The organism is Nostoc sp. C117, from assembly GCF_043099735.1.
Classification (GTDB): domain Bacteria; phylum Cyanobacteriota; class Cyanobacteriia; order Cyanobacteriales; family Nostocaceae; genus Nostoc.
The window spans coordinates 6667519-6683353 of sequence record NZ_CP170991.1; the positions used below are offsets into that span (position 1 = coordinate 6667519).

Genomic DNA, 15835 nt, shown 5'->3' on the forward strand with positions numbered 1-15835 from the left:
CACTTAGTTACTACTTGCTAATGCCGGAGAGTGACAGAAGAGGGATACCCCAATACTCCACAAAGCTTTTGTGATTTTCCATATCGATATTCTCGCGTTGGCCAAAGAACGGAATAATTCGATAATGGTACATTAGGGGAAATGTGGCGTTCGCTCCTTCTAATACCCAGTTAGTAGTCTTAATATGTGTTACAAGTTCACGGAAGACACCCAAACCAATAGAACCAACACCGTAGTTAAAGTAAGTTGGTAAGTCATACAGATTTTTGGTAGAAAATAGGTTTTCGTATTCGATATCCGTAATCGGAATGCGCTTGACAAAAATTTTGAATTGTCCAAGAACGATGGTATGATTTCGCCCCGAACTTGAACTTGATGTACCTGGCTCATTATTGTCAAACAAAGAACACAATTGCGTATTATTCAACCCAGCAAGTTGTGAACTAAGCCTGAAGTAACTTTTGGTTCTAAGTTCTAGATGGTTTTTAAGCATTTTCTTCGTTCAGACGCAACATAAATATATAGAGGAGCTTAGTCTAAAATCTAGATAATGCTTCATTCTTGCGCCTCAGTAAGCTTTTGTTGATATTCTTTATACTCTCTGTCTTGATGCTGCCAGTATTTCTCAACTGTTACTTTAGCAGCGATTGCACTATCGTATTCATCTCCACCTTGGCTTAACAATCGCTGTTTAGTTAGCTTTCGTAAGTCAGAAACAACTTTACCATTAACTTTACGCGTCTTTGACCAATCTAAAATTGGTTGTGGATAATAACTATTGTTAATGTATTTCTCCTGTTCAATTTCTGCTAAACTATAGCCCCGCAGTGACGGTATCCAGTGGTAAATAAAGTCTCCTTGAGGGTCTTTTTCGGCAATATTCTTTGACGGGTTATAGATGCGGAAAGTATCGCTAAGTGGATTCGTTGCACCAGCCTGCATCTGACTTTTCACAGGATGTGGAAAAGGGGATTGGTTCGCGATAGATTGTCGCGAACCAATCCTTTGAACTTAAGATGATTTGCGTCCTCTAATGTAAGGTGCTTGTAGTGTAGTATTTTGGGGTGCAAATGAAACTATTAGAAGCGAATCCGTACCACAATTGTGATTTGGGTGACAAACGCCTGACCAACAGAGCAGTGTTAATTGCGGAGGCTTTAAAAGTAAAATATGGTGAGCCTCTATCACAAATATTTCAAAGTGCTAGTGACCTAAAACGTGGCTACGAATTCTTTTCTAACCCCAAAACAACTTTTGAGAAATTGACCCAACCATCTTTTGAACAGACTTCTAAGCAGATTTATGGCATACCAATAGTATTAGCTGTAGGTGATACAACTTATCTGGATTACAAAAAAATTTTAGAAAAAAGAGATGATTATGGTCCTACAGGCAATGGTGGAAATGGACTAATTTTACATACTTCTTTAGCACTAGACCCAGACTTTGGTCAGCCACTAGGACTGCAGATGCAGTTAATCAGCGATGGTGCTGTTTCTCCCACAGGAAGCGATCGCATTCGTAGGCTACGGAAATATGAGAATTTAGAAGATGCTGTACAGATGGATAAGTTTTACAATCCATCTGCCATTAACAGCATCGAAGTGAACGGCGTTATACTTGAACTCGCATTCATAATTTGATTTAAAATATTGCTACCAAATAAGAGTTTATGAAATCTAAAGCTTCAGAAAAACTTAGAGTAGCGATTGCAAATGTACCTATTTGACAGTCAAATTAGCGTTCGCACCTAAATATAAAAAAAACTATGAAAATTCCTGAATTATTACTTGATTCCATGCTCCCCTGCACAACGATGCCCTGCACCAACGAACTGACACGGCTCAAAGCAGTGTATCAGTTTCAGGGTTTGGATGCTCTACCCAATCGGGCATTAGATGACTTAACAGCACTGGCAGCCGATCTGTGCGAAACTCCAATGGCACTGGTGAGTTTTATCGGAGCCGATCGCCAGTTGGTTAAGTCTAAGGTAGGAATCACATTAACAGAAATTCGCCGAGACTTCGCATTTTGTAACTACACCATTCGCCAGTCAGATGTCTTTGTGATTCCAGATACCTTGGCCGATCCCCGCTTTGCCACTAATCCCTTCGTTATAAATGCTCCCAATATCCGGTTTTATGCCGGAGTCCCCCTAGTAATAACTGGCGGTTGTGCCTTGGGTACACTCTGCGTCATGGACATTGAACCGCGCGATCTGAGCCAGAAACAACGGAAAGGATTGCAGACACTCAGCCACCAAGTGGTAGCACAATTGGAGCTAAAGCGCAACACCACGAAGCTGCGTCAAACGATCCCGGAAATCAAACAACTAAAACAGCAATTGATTACTCAGGAATTGGTTGGTCAACAAGATTCAATTCTGTTTAATCTGGCAAATCAAATTCGTAATTCTCTGGATCTGGACACGATTTTACAAACGGCAGTGAATGAGATTCATACTCTGTTGCAAGTCGATCGCTGTGACTTTGTGTGGTGTCTGCCCAACAAAGATCGGTTCAACTTTATGGTGACTCACGAAGCAACTAACCCAGAGATTCAGATGGCGTTGGGGGAACTTTCCCTTGGGCCAGGCTCCGTTCTGGCAGAAACTATCTTAAATCTAGATATGCTAAGGATTGAGGATGTTTCTACTACCTCAGAGGCACTCACCCCAGAGGATCGCGTCCTGCTGCATCAACTGGCAGTAACCTCGATGCTGTTGCTGCCACTGAGAACCCATTCTGGTCAATTGGGTGCTATTATTTGCCATCACTGTCGCGGTTCGCGCCAATGGACTGATAGCGAAGTCCGGTTACTCAAAGCTGTTACCGATCAAGTAGCGATCGCTCTCGATCAGGCAGAACTGTTTGCCCAAACACGAGCAACTGCCTTGGCAGCTCAAACTCAAGCCACCTATCTAGGGAACGCACTGAGCCAGTTGCAGCAAACCCAAATGCAACTGGTACAGCAAGAGAAAATGTCGAGCCTGGGACAATTGGTGGCCGGAGTTGCCCACGAAATCAACAACCCAGTCAACTTTATTAACGGTAATATTACTTATGCAACTAACTATGTTCGAGATTTGCTGGAACTATTGCATCTTTATCAAGCAACCTATCCCAATGGAACTGATGCTATTCAGGAAAAGATAGAGACTATCGATCTTGATTTCTTGATGCAAGATTTGCCTAATCTATTGTCGTCGATGCAAATGGGTGGAGAACGAATTCGGCAAATTGTCCTATCTCTGCGGAACTTCTCGCGCCTGGATGAAGCCGAGATGAAACCTGTGGATATCCATGAAGGGATTGACAACACGTTGTTAATTTTGAAGAGTCGGTTGAAATTAACTAGTGCCAAGTTTGAGATTCAGGTGATTAAAGCATATGACAATTTACCGCCTGTTGATTGTTATGCGGGGCAATTGAATCAAGTATTTATGAATCTTTTGGGTAACGCGATCGATGCCTTAGATGAAACGCCTAATCCGATCGTTACCATTCAAACAGAACTCATTAGTAGAGAATCGGGTAGTTCCGATCTATCCCAATTCTCCCACGCAGATAGTGTAGTGATTCGGATTCGAGATAACGGTTCTGGGATGACAGAAACAACCCAGCAAAAACTGTTCAATCCATTCTTCACCACCAAACCCATTGGTAAGGGAACCGGGCTAGGACTGTCCATCAGTTATCAAATTGTGGTTGAAAAACATGGCGGCATTTTAAAATGCTCCTCAGAACTTGGGAAAGGCAGCGAGTTCTTGATTCAAATTCCGGTTGAGCCTTTGGTTAAAAATACTTGAAGTGTGTATAAAATTATCAAAATATCAATTGTTCAAGTCTGACTTTGGGAATGCTAGGTTCAGGAGGCAGGAGGTCGAACGCAAGAGCGTGTCGTAGAGGCAGAAGGCAGGAGGAACCTACCCTTACTCATAGTGGGATTGATCTTGGACGCTTTATACAACGCGTCAGTGCGTCTGGGTATAATTCTTTGTTTAAACTGGGCTTTAAACCCTGCAAATGCGAGTTTTAATTGATACTCCTAACATCCTGCCTCCTGCCTCCTGCCTTTTTGTAAACGCCAACGATGATTGACTCATCGACTTGTAAAGTATGTCAAATGGTACGACAAGCTTACCGATTGTTCTCGCGCTTGATGATAGCCTTGTGATTCATCAAATGATTAAACGAGCGTTAGAACCGGGCTATCAAGTAATAACAGCCGCTAACGCGCTTGATGCCCTGTCGATCATTTATCATCAACGGATTTCAGTCTTGCTATTGGATGTGCAGATGCCGGATGTAAACGGGTTGGAGTTTTGCCGCACGGTGCGGAGCCTGCCGCAGTTTCAGCATTTGCCTGTGATTATGGTGACTTCTCAAGATTCCCCCTTCGATCGAGTGAAGGGTCATTTGGCGGGTGCAACAGAATATCTGATCAAACCTTTTGATGCTGAACAATTGCGCGAAGCTGTACGAAAATTTATTGGCTCCTGATCTGCTTGTTCATCAGATTTGGCCCTAAAATTGGCACAGCCAGTTTTCTATCCTGACAGCCTTGCGGCGGCGATCGCGGAGATTTCTAGCCATGACTCAAACTGCACCCAACGTCCCCAAGTTGATGACAATGGAGGAATACCTTGCCTATGACGACGGTACTGACACGCGCTATGAGCTTGTAGATGGAGAGTTAGTAGAAGTGCCGACTGAATCCCCAGAAAACTGCAAGCTTGCCAAACTCCTCATGTTGGAATTAGCAAAATACATTTCGATTGTGCTGATCAACCTCAAAGATATGGAAATTGTGGTGAGTGGCAAACGAGCAAAGGTGCGCTTACCCGATCTGACCATACTGAGTGAAGAAGGATACGCAACCCTGGCAGGACAACGCAGCAACACGATTACCCAAGATATGCCACCGCCAATCTTGGTGGTTGAAGTGGTTTCACCTGGACAAGACAACCGCGACCGAGACTATCGTTACAAACGCACAGAATATGCGGCGCGAGGGATTGCGGAATACTGGATTATTGACCCGGAAAGGCAACAAATGACGCTGTGCTTATGGGTAAATGGGCAATACGAAGACACAATTTATATGGGTGACACCCCCCTAGCATCGACGATCGTTCCTGGTTTTAAGTTGAGTGCTGCTCAGATTCTGGCATTTGGACAAAATTAGCCCCTTGGATAAAATGCGTTGCACGTTATAGCTACGCCTAACCCAGCCTATAACTGGAAATTCGATTTAATAGCATGGGGGCAATTTCGCCGATCGCCAAAATATGTTGGGCGGCTCCCAGAGCGATCGCTTCTTTGGGCATCCCGAAGACAACGCAGGTTTGTTCATCCTGGGCAATGGTAGTGCCTCCGGCTTGGGCGATCGCTTGTAATCCATCTGCACCATCCCGTCCCATACCAGTCAGCAAAATACCAACCGCCGATCGCGGATAGCAGTTAGCAACGGCTTGAAACAAAGCTGTGACCGAGGGACGATGCCCGGAAACGGCAGGGGTGCTGACGGTGGTTAATCGCCCTTGAGTGTCAAGTTGCAGATGTTGTCGTTCGGGAGCGAAGTAGACAGTACCCGGTTTGGGAAATTCTCCTGGTTGGGCGATCGTCACGCACAGGAAACATTCTGCTGCTAGCCAATCTACCAGTCCTTGCAGAAATCCTTCGCTGATATGTTGGACGCACAGAATGGGTACGGGAAAGTTGGCAGGCAGTTGTTTGAGAATCGCGTATAATGCCTGGGGGCCGCCTGTGGAGGCTCCGATCGCCACGACTTTAGGCAGGGACGGGAAATTACGAATGGGGAATTGCGAGTTACTGACAGGTTTTGGGCTAAATGGTTCTGGCTTTTTGGGGCTAACAGGATGCGTTCTGGGTTCTACCGTCGCACGGGAAGTGTGGCGAGTAAAGACTGTAACCCCTGCCAGAACTTTGATCCGGTTGACTAATTCGTGCTTGACTTGTTCGTAGTCTGAAAGTGAGTCAATGCTGGGTTTGGGAAAAACATCCAAAGCACCCGCTTGCAGCAGTTTAAAAACATTGCGGGAATCTTCTTGAGTGTTGACGGAGGTGCTGATTACCAGAATGGGACGGGGATAGTCTGTCATAATCCGGCGGGTGAGTTCCAGTCCATCCATTTTGGGCATGTGTAGATCGGTGCAGATTACCTGGGGCTGTGCGCCTGGAATTCGCTCCAATGCTTCCACGCCATTGGAAGCAGTTCCCACCACATCCACTTCCGGGGAACTCGCCAGAATCCGCTTGAGGATGGTTAAGGCGACGAGGGAATCCTCCACCAGAAAGACGCGAATCGGGGCAGAGTTTTTCATAGGAATACATGGGATGCTGGAAACTCACTCATTTCAGTGTTCTATATTATCCATCATGAGGATCTTCAATATAGCGCCTAACAACTTCACTGCTGACGTTAGCAGCAGCACTAATAAAGTTGCTTTATTGATTTACCTAGCGCTATATTTTATACTTTAAACCTGATGTCCCCATGCTTAAAGCAGCGATCTTTCTTTGCGCCATCCCCTTCGGTACTATTTTTACTGACAAGCATTCAACTATGATCATCTTCATTATCTGAAAAAAATACGCTAAGGCTAAAACTAAAAAAGCGGTTAATTTTTAAGAAGTGCTTTCTTTCTACAATTATGATAAATCTTAAAGATACTCAAACTAGTCAACTTACTGTTATTAGTCTATTCTCAGGGTGTGGAGGGATTGATCTAGGATTTCAAAGACAAGGATTATCAATCCTTTGGGCAATTGATAATGACTTAGACTGTGTAGAAACATACAAAAAAAATATAGGCAATCATATTATCAATAAATCAATTTGTGATGTTCATTCCAAAGAAATTCCTAATGCCGATATCATTGTTGGTGGATTCCCATGTCAAGGCTTTTCAGTAGCCAATAAATTTCGTTCAAAAGATGATGAGAGAAATGAACTTTATAATGAGATGCTAAGGGTAATACAAGATAAAAAGCCTAAATGGTTTATGGCCGAAAATGTAAAAGGTATTTTAAGTCTAGACGACGGGCTTGTTTTTCAAAATATTCTAGAAGAATTACAAGAGGTTGGTTATTATGTAACATATCAACTAGTCAATATGGCTGATCATGGAGTTCCACAAATTAGAAAACGAGTTATTATTTTAGGTACAAGAAATGACCTACCTATCGAAGCTAGAGTCAAGCATCCATTACCAGACTATTCTGAAAAAGATAAAAATCTCAAAAAATGGATTACGATTAATTCTGCATTAGAAAATTTAGAAAGATCGAAACCAACCACCAATTTAGTAGGCTCACAATATAAAGTTTCATATAGAAATTACACGGGACATAGACAAACCAATGGTGATAAACCATGTCCTACAATTATCGCTAGAGGTAATGGTAAAGGCGGAGTATGTGCAATTCCACACCCTAATGGAACACGACGACTAAATGTTAGAGAATCAGCATTTATTCAAACTTTTCCATCCGATTTTGAATTCACAGGAAGTGTAACCTCAATGTATCGTCAAATTGGTAATGCAGTACCTGTATTATATGCAGAAAAAATAGCACAAGAATTTCTAGAAGCTAATAAGAGATTAAAAATCTTTATAGAAAAACAAGATAAAGAAACTAAAAATATCAATGTGGTTTCTTTATTTTCTGGCGCGGGAGGAATGGACTTAGGCTTTAAAAAAGCTGGGTTTGACATTGTGTGGGCAATTGACAACTTTGAAGATGCTGTACAAACATACCGAAAAAATATAGGTAATCATATAATTAATAGTAATATTGAAGAATACAAACTAAATGAAATTCCTGATTGTGATGTTCTTATAGGTGGATTTCCATGCCAGGGTTTTTCAATAGCAAACATGAACCGTAACATTCACGATAATCGGAATATTCTATATGAATATCTTGTAAAAGTAATACAAATTAAAAAGCCCAAGTTTTTTGTCGCTGAAAATGTAAAAGGTATTCTTAGCCTTGATAAAGGAAAAGTTTTTAAAAAAATATTGGAAGATTTTAATGAATGTGGCTATAAGTGTAAATATGCTATTTTAAATGCTGCGGACTATGGAGTTCCACAAAATAGAGAAAGAGTTATTATTTTAGGACAGAGAGAAGATATAACAATAGAAATCGAATTTCCTCCACAACCAAGTCATTTCAAATCCTATGTATCTGTGGGACAGGCACTTTCAAATTTTCCCGATCCTGATAAGACAAATAATTTGAAAAATCATGTATATTCCAAATTTAAACTAAAGTTTAATGGGTATATATCAAATAGACGTATTAATCCTGACTTACCATGTCCAACTATTACGGCTAGAGGCGATCATAAGGGAGGAGCAATGGTAATGCACCACCCTTCAAATCAACGTAGGTTAACGTGCAGGGAAATGGCTTATATACAAGGTTTTCCTATCGACTTTGAATTTATTGGCTCAATGACTTCTGTTTACCGCCAAATTGCTAATGCACTGCCCTACCCTGTTGCAGAAGCAGTTGCATCTTCGGTTTACAAAGCACTGACTAATAATTGTCTGAATTCCTAGTCTGTTTCTTTGAGAAGACGTTCTATTTCTTTTAGAACTTGAGGAATTGATTTTTGGTAAAAAATAGCATACCTCTTAATGTCATCAACTATTTTTTTCTCCTCAAATTTCTCTGGGTATGCCCAAGGGCTATTTTCCCAATCGTAGTCGGGAGTAACTTTCTTCGTAAACTCCCTCTTTCTTTGGTTGCAATAAATACATAAAGTCATTAACTTTTCTTTATAATTTTCATCTGTTAAATTTTCTGCCTGAACAATGGCTGGAATTCTATGATCGGGAGCCAGAAATTTAATGTCTTCATATTTTGTATGACATATTCTACAAGTATTGTTATGAAGACTGAATAATTGGCGTTTCCATGAACTCTTGATAGTTGATCGATAAACTTGTAAAGTAATATCTTGTTGAACACTAGTTAATTTATATTTTTCCTGTCTTTTTTCACGCTTAGTGATTAAAGTGGGGTTGTCACCCTCTCTTGTCCATCCTTGGTTTCTAAAATAATCAATTATTTTACTAGGATCTCCATATAATCTAGATATTGTTGTATCGTTATTGCCAATAGCAAGTTTACTTATATTGTGAGGCTGATATCTTTTTTCAATGGAAACTTCAAGTTCATCTCTAGTATGAAATTCGGTGTCATATAGAATACATAATCCACAAATTTCCCGTCCACGAGATTTGAAGAAGTATTCATTCCAATGAGATTTATTTCCTATTTCAAATTGATAATATTTCTCTGTTTTTCTTTCTACTGGAACAATAATATTTTTAATTGCTATATTCAAAGTTTCTGCAAATTTTTCAAAATTAAAATCGCTAGCAACTTGTATTATGCCTTTAAAACTTGTATCAGATAATCTTTCCCATTCTATGCTTGATGGCCATCCTTTTATCTCAACATCAAGACGTTTTTCTTTTCGCCAAATTGAATTCTCATCAGGCTTAAAAGAATGAAGTAAACAAGAAAATAAATTTAAATTTTCAAAAAGATTAGCTTCTCCCTTTTTAAAGATATCTAGATTTAAAGTATGTTCATCATTTTTTTTTAAAGTAAAGCAAAAGCCTGTATATTCAAAATTATTCATTAATAATTAAGCCAACTTTAAAAATTAAATCTAACCAAGCGAATTATCTTGAGAATCTGTTTCTTTAAATAAGATTTGAACTTTACAGTTTAAAATTTGTGCTATTTTTTCTAACCCGTCGATAGTAGGAGCATTAATACCACGCTCTATCAAACTTATAAACTCAACTGAATAGCCTGATAGTTCAGCCAAGTTTTCTTGAGTTAATCCTTTTTGCTTACGAATGGTAGCGATCTGCTTACCAAGTTTTTTTTAGCATTTTTAATAAACAAACGCTATCTGAAGGTACTTTGAGATAGTAAATATCACAACGTAGTTCAGTTACGGGTTAAGGCTATAATTTTTGGTAAAACCTAGTTGGCATTGAGTTGAGGAAAATAATGCGTTGGCGACAGTGTAACGCATCGATTTAGGGGAATGATGCGTTATACTGTCGTCTCACATATACTACGAGAAAATTGTTCTTCATTCATCGGAAAACCCTTATACTAACCGTTTGAGGGCTGACAGCAAGGCTTCTTGATTAAAGCTGCCTTTGATAATGTAGGCATTGGCTCCGGCTTCCGCACCCCGACGTTTATCCTCATCGCTGGCAAGGGAAGTAACCAGGATAATTGGAAGTTCGCTATATTCTTGATATTGGCGGATTTTGGCAGTTAATCCCAAGCCATCGAGATTTGGCATTTGCACATCGCTAACAACAGCATCAACGGTGTGCGATCGCAGCTTTTTCAATCCATCCAAACCATCCACAGCAGTAATCACTTGATAACCTGCGGTTTCTAAAATCCGCTTTTCTTGCGTGCGTGTGGCAATAGAATCTTCCACTAACAAGACGGTTGGTTTCGTAGGCGCAAGTTGACGAGTTTGGGTAGAAGAAATGGACTGCGATCGCGATCGGGCTGACTTCACCAAATCCTGGGGATTTAGCACCATACACACATCTCCAGTGCCTAAAATTGTTGCCCCAGAAACATTGCGGACTCGTTTAAGTAACTGACTTTGGGGTTTAATCACTACATCTTGCTCATCTACTAAGGCATCTACCACTACACCCAGTTGTGCTTGCCCAACCTGAAGAATAATACAGGAAAGTGCCGTTTCTTGAGTTAATCCAGATGGCATCGGAGGCAGTTCTAATAGATCGGCCAACTGCACAATCGAAATGGGTTGGCTATCCCGAATTATTGTGTCTCGTCCCTCCAAGGGAAAAATCTCTTCTGACTTGATTAAGCAAGCGGTTTGTACAAACTCCACTGGGATAGCGTAGGGCATTTGGTTCACTTGTACAATCAAGACATGGGCAGTCGCCAAGGTGATACCGAGATTGACGCGCAGCATACATCCCAGTCCAGGAAACGATTCTACCTGAATCGTACCTTTCAATTTCTCGACATTGGTTTGCACTACATCCAGCCCCACACCCCGCCCTGATACTTCTGTCACCAGGGGGGCTGTTGAAAATCCCGGTGCGAAGATCAACGCCTGGATCTGGCTGGGAGTCATTGCTGCTAATTCTTCCTCCCCGCAAATGCCCCGTTTCACCGCTATTTGTTTGATTCTATCCAGGTCAAGCCCCCGGCCATCATCACTGATTTCCAGCACAATGTTAGTGGGAGTCTGGTAAGCTTTGAGCCGAATCGTTGCTGTTGTTGGTTTTCCTAGCCGTTCCCGTTCTTGTGGTGGCTCAATTCCGTGATCGATCGCATTCCGCAAAATGTGCATTAGCGGATCTTTCATTTCTTCCAACAGGCGTTTGTCGGCAAGGGTGTCTTTGCCTTCTAGGATCAACTCCACCAATTTTCCCTGCTGCTGCGCCAGATCGCGCACCATCCGAGGGAAGAGGTTGAAAATCGTTGCAAAGGGTAGCAATCGCAGGGTACGAATACCTTCTTCTAGATCGCTACTTAGTTGTTCCAGTCGGGTTGTGTCTTCCGAAAGGGAACTCTGCAAGGTTTTCACCAAATGACCCAATTGCTCTAATCGTTTTTCCGAGTGATGATGAAAAGTTTCCAGACGTTGCAGGGCGACATCACCTTGTTGCTCTCGGCTGAACGCAAACCGATTAGTGAATAAATCTCGATTCCATTCTTCCCACAAATTAGCGATCGCTTCAATTTCTCCCAGCCGATGAGCAATCCGAATTTTGGTTACAGTTAATTCCCCTGCTTGCGTCATCAATGTATCTAAGTGCCGAGTACCAACGCGGATGGTTTCGATGCGGTAGCTAGAAGAGTGCTGAGTGCTGAGTTGGGAGTGCTGAGTTGGGAGTGCTGAGTTGGGAGTGCTGAGTTGGGAGTGCTGAGTTGGGAGTGTGGAAAATGCAGAGAGGATCTTTTCATTCTCCGTATCCCCTTGTCCCCTTGTTCCCTCATCCCCCTCATCCCCCTCATCCCCCTCATCCCCCTCATCCCCCTCATCCCCCCTTGCTCCCCTTGCTCCCCCTGCTCCCACACTCGCTCCCATCAATTCTGCCAGAACAGAAAAGGTATCAACCCTGGCAGGTTCTCCGGTGACGGCTTCATGAACGAGTCTGCGGATAGCAGCGATCGCATGAGCGAGGCGTTCGTAGGGTGAGTCTGTTGTGCCATCGCCCAACGAGGATGCAGGGTTTTCTTGTTGCTTGAGTTGAGTCAAAATATGCTCAATCTGATGTGCTAGAGTGCCTACATCTTTGACTCCCAGCATATTGGCATCGCCTTTCAGGGAATGCGCCTCTCGCATCAAGGCTTCCAGGACAGCCAGATCGTCGGGATGGTTTTCCAAATGCAGTAATCCATCATCCAGGTTTTGCAGGTGTTCTTCGCTGGCTACTTTAAAAACGTCTCTCAGTTCTTCATCATCAATCATCATAGTTTTAAGTAGTTAAGGGTTAAGCGAGGGAATTTTAGATTTTAGATTTTGGATTTTGGATTGAAGATTTAAAAGCGGTTCGACTGAGCTTGTTTAAGTCCAAAATCTCAAATTAAGTGACAAGCGCCTGACTTGATTGCTGGTTTCAATCTAAAATCCAAAATTGTGCGACTAAATGATTGCCTTGAGTGCTTGCGCTGACTCGTTTAGTTGTTGAGTACCAGAGCGGATCTGGCTAATACCACTGGCAGTTTCACGCGCAGCAATATTCAGATCATTCATGGCAGAGACAATTTGCTGAATGGCGATCGCTTGCTGGTTGATATTGAGTGAAATCTGTTGGCTGTTGATGACAATATTATTCACTGCACCTTCTACACCTGCAAAGGATTCTGACGTTTCCTGGGCAATTCGCGTCCCTTCTTCCACAGTTTTAGTGCCTTCATGGGTGACAATAACAGTGATGCCGATGGCAGATTGAATGTCCCCTACCAAGGTGCCGATTTTTTCGGTTGATTTTTTACTTTGGTCTGCTAATTTGCGAATTTCAGCAGCGACAACGGCAAAACCCTTACCATGCTCCCCTGCCCGGACTGCTTCTACAGCCGCATTTAACGCCAGCATATTAGTCTGGCTTGCCAACTCGCCCACCAAACCAGAGATACTGCCAATCTGCTTGGTTTGTTCATTTAAACGTGTGATATGGTCGGCGATCGCTGCGACTTTCTGCTGTAGGGTTTCCATACCCTTGAGGGTGCGTTTTACAGCATCAGCACCGTTACCTGCAAGGATCAACGCCTGCCGTGCGCCTGCTACCGCCGATCCTGCTTGTTCGGCTGACTGCTGCGATGAGGCTCCCAATTCATCGATGGTGATCGTGGTTTGATTGACAGAACTTGCCTGGCGAGTCGCAGTCCGTTCTTGTTGCTCAATCGCAGCAGCGATTTCATTGGTGGAGGCAGCCATTATTTGAACAATTTGAGCAATTTTGCTTGTCAACGGTTTAGCAAGAAGAAATCCTAGTAAGATTGCCCCCAGAGGCCCAGCAATAATACCAGTAACTACCCAACCTGTGGTCAAGCGGCTATCGTCACTAGCGGCTTTATTTGCATCTTCAGCAGTATCCTGATTAATTTTGATCAGTTGCAACAATGAGTTAGTTGCAGCCGCAAAGGAAACATCATTTTTGGTAACAGCGTTTTGTCTGAGTTTTGTCAGTCGATCGGCAGCTGCGATCGCCACCTTCATTTCTGGAGAATTTTCTCGCTTCTGGCTGGTCAATTCCAGCTGTTTGGCAGTGGGGTTTACAACACCTAAGCGGGTAAAATCCTGGTAAGCCTGAAGATAGGCGGCATGATCCTGCTTCCACGCCTGCCACTGTTGCTTAAACGTCTGATAGAGTTTATCCTCGTCGGGGGTGCGGGGCGTGGTTTCATATTCCTCAAGACCTGCGTCAATCTGCTTCCAGGCTGCCTGCATTCGATTTAACTCAGACTGTTTGGCTGCTGCGGGTAATTCGGGGTTGAGAATCGCTCGTTCTGCCGACTGGATCTGAGTCTGCCCTTCATTAACTCTCCATAATCCGTCGATGCTGGGGAGGCTGTTATTACTGAGGGTGTCGATATGGCTGCTTAATTGATGAGTACCCCGCCAACCAACAAAGCCGATGAACAAAACGACACCGCCCATCAGCAAAAACGATCCCATCAATCGTCCACGCAGAGACATATTTTTTAACATACTTGTAACTCCAATATGTTTTTACACAACGGCTTTTAGTTCTTGGGCAGCATCATTCAGCCGTTGAGTGCCGACTTTAATTTGACTAATACCAGAGGCAGTTTCCCTAGCGGAAATATTCAGCGAGTTCATGGCTTCTACCACCTGTTGCACCGCGATCGCCTGTTGATTGGAAGTTAGGGAAATTTGTTGACCATTTAGCGCGATCGTTTTGATGGCATCCACAATCTTTTCTACAGTTTTCGTGCCTTCATCTGTCACCATCACGGTGGAATTGGTCGATTTTTGAATATCTAAAACCAGTACATTAATTTTTTCAGCCGATCGCTTACTCTGGTCTGCCAGTTTGCGAATTTCGGCAGCAACAACCGCAAAGCCTTTGCCATGTTCCCCGGCTCGCACGGCTTCTACTGCCGCGTTGAGCGCTAGCATATTAGTTTGACTTGCTAAATCACTAACCAGGGTGGAGATCGTGCCGATTTGATTGGTTTGTTCGCTGAGATGGAGAATTTGGGCGGCAATATCGCCTACTTTCTCGCGTAGACTCGATTGGCTGAATTGACCCTCTTGAGTGCGACCATCCACCAGCAACAACACCTGCCGCGCCCCTGCGGCTGAGGCTTCTGCTTGTTCGGCAGACTGGCGCGAGGAAGCCGCCAATTCATCCATTGTCGTGGTAGTTTGGTTGACAGAAGTGGCTTGTTGAATGGTGGCGCGTTCTTGCTGCTCAATCGTCGTAGCAATTTCGGTTGTAGAAGTGGCGATCGCGCTGGCAGAGGCGTTCATCTGGCGGGAAGTGCGGCTAATGACCCAGATGCCAATTAAAATAGATAGCAGCAAGGAGAGTCCACTTGCTAACGTCACCGTGAACCTAAGAGCATTAAGCGCCTCTTGTTGCTCTTTCGCGGCAATTGCAAAAGTCTGATCTTCTCGCTGCTGCATTTCTTGAATCATGTCTACGACATCCTGCCCTTGATTGCGGGAATTTCCCTGACTCCAGCTTTCAACAGCTTCTTTGACTTTGCCCCGATCCACTCTTGCCATCAGGTTATCGTCAAAAGCAATCTGTTTATTCAGCAGTTCCTCTAGTTTGGTTAAAGACTGTCGTTCCTCTGGCGATCGGGCAAGTGTCATCAGTTTTGCGAGAAATTCCTTGGAATCCTTTTGAGCCTTTTGGTAGCTCTCAAGCGATTGCTGATTTTTTTCTAACAAATAGCCTCGATTTGCCTTAGAACTACTTTGCACACTAACAGAAAGATCGTCGAGTATTGAGTTAATGTCATAAGAAGACAATAAATTTTCTGACCGTTGGTTCACCGTGTTGATACTGACAATCGTCATTCCAGCAGAAACTAACAATGCCAGCACGGGAACTGCATACCCGCTAATAATCCAGTATCTTAGTCTCCAGTTTCGTTTGCTTTCCATCTTGCGATCTCCTGTAAGTGAATAAGTTAGAGAATTTCCAGATATTGCTAAGGGGAAAGGGGAAAGGGGAAAGGGGAAAGGGGAAAGAAAAGCTTTTAACCCAAACCTAGTAACTTTTCCCAAAGCCCAA

13 protein-coding genes are annotated in these 15835 nt (G+C 43.1%); 5 read left to right on the forward strand and 8 right to left on the reverse strand.

The annotated features are described in order from the left end of the window. Nucleotides 1-10: 10 nt before the first annotated feature. Both ACFG4S_RS28515 and ACFG4S_RS28520 read right to left on the reverse strand, forming a co-directional pair. Complete coding sequence (locus tag ACFG4S_RS28515) at nt 11-493, reverse strand: hypothetical protein (protein WP_392532273.1); 483 nt, start codon at nt 491-493, stop codon at nt 11-13. 62 nt (nt 494-555) lie between these two features. Then, entirely contained in the window at nt 556-942 is a 387-nt protein-coding gene (locus ACFG4S_RS28520) for an FAD-binding domain-containing protein (protein ID WP_392532274.1), read from the reverse strand. 128 nt (nt 943-1070) lie between these two features. Between ACFG4S_RS28520 and ACFG4S_RS28525 the strand changes: the two genes are divergently transcribed. The 4 genes from ACFG4S_RS28525 (at nt 1071) to ACFG4S_RS28540 (ending at nt 5187) form a co-directional block, all read left to right on the forward strand. After that, nucleotides 1071-1643 (forward strand): transposase DNA-binding-containing protein, encoded by a 573-nt coding sequence (locus ACFG4S_RS28525; RefSeq protein ID WP_392532275.1) that lies wholly within the window; start codon nt 1071-1073, stop codon nt 1641-1643. A gap of 125 nt (nt 1644-1768) precedes the next feature. Continuing rightward, the gene (locus ACFG4S_RS28530; RefSeq protein ID WP_392532276.1) at nt 1769-3808 is read left to right on the forward strand and encodes a GAF domain-containing protein; all 2040 of its coding nucleotides are present in this window, start codon (nt 1769-1771) and stop codon (nt 3806-3808) included. Nucleotides 3809-4118: 310 nt separating this feature from the next. Beyond that, entirely contained in the window at nt 4119-4502 is a 384-nt protein-coding gene (locus tag ACFG4S_RS28535; RefSeq protein WP_392532277.1) for a response regulator, read from the forward strand. A 91-nt stretch (nt 4503-4593) separates the two neighbouring features. Then, nucleotides 4594-5187, forward strand: a complete 594-nt coding sequence (locus ACFG4S_RS28540; protein WP_392532278.1) for a Uma2 family endonuclease — start codon at nt 4594-4596, stop codon at nt 5185-5187. A 37-nt stretch (nt 5188-5224) separates the two neighbouring features. On the opposite strand, the gene cheB is transcribed toward ACFG4S_RS28540, so the two are convergent. Further along, nucleotides 5225-6346 carry a chemotaxis-specific protein-glutamate methyltransferase CheB gene (cheB, locus tag ACFG4S_RS28545; protein WP_392532279.1) on the reverse strand — a complete coding sequence of 374 codons (1122 nt, stop codon included), beginning with the start codon at nt 6344-6346 and terminating at the stop codon, nt 5225-5227. Nucleotides 6347-6676: 330 nt separating this feature from the next. Here cheB and ACFG4S_RS28550 point away from each other — a divergent pair, with 330 nt between their 5' ends. Next, nucleotides 6677-8593, forward strand: a complete 1917-nt coding sequence (locus ACFG4S_RS28550; RefSeq protein ID WP_392532280.1) for a DNA cytosine methyltransferase — start codon at nt 6677-6679, stop codon at nt 8591-8593. On the opposite strand, the gene ACFG4S_RS28555 is transcribed toward ACFG4S_RS28550, so the two are convergent. The 5 genes from ACFG4S_RS28555 to ACFG4S_RS28575 all read right to left on the reverse strand — a co-directional run bounded on the left by ACFG4S_RS28555 (nt 8590) and on the right by ACFG4S_RS28575 (nt 15705). Further along, on the reverse strand, nt 8590-9684 hold the full coding sequence (locus ACFG4S_RS28555) for a hypothetical protein (protein ID WP_392532281.1): 1095 nt from the start codon (nt 9682-9684) through the stop codon (nt 8590-8592). The two genes, ACFG4S_RS28550 and ACFG4S_RS28555, sit on opposite strands and share 4 nt — an antisense overlap. A gap of 30 nt (nt 9685-9714) precedes the next feature. Continuing rightward, a complete protein-coding gene (locus tag ACFG4S_RS28560) occupies nt 9715-9876 on the reverse strand; it encodes a helix-turn-helix domain-containing protein (protein ID WP_392532282.1) in 162 nt (53 codons plus the stop codon). Nucleotides 9877-10167: 291 nt separating this feature from the next. Continuing rightward, a complete protein-coding gene (locus ACFG4S_RS28565) occupies nt 10168-12537 on the reverse strand; it encodes a response regulator (RefSeq protein WP_392532283.1) in 2370 nt (789 codons plus the stop codon). A 171-nt stretch (nt 12538-12708) separates the two neighbouring features. After that, nucleotides 12709-14277: a methyl-accepting chemotaxis protein gene (locus ACFG4S_RS28570; protein WP_392532284.1), complete on the reverse strand. Its 1569-nt coding sequence runs from the start codon at nt 14275-14277 to the stop codon at nt 12709-12711. A gap of 21 nt (nt 14278-14298) precedes the next feature. Further along, nucleotides 14299-15705, reverse strand: a complete 1407-nt coding sequence (locus tag ACFG4S_RS28575) for a methyl-accepting chemotaxis protein (protein WP_392532285.1) — start codon at nt 15703-15705, stop codon at nt 14299-14301. Nucleotides 15706-15835: the final 130 nt, after the last annotated feature.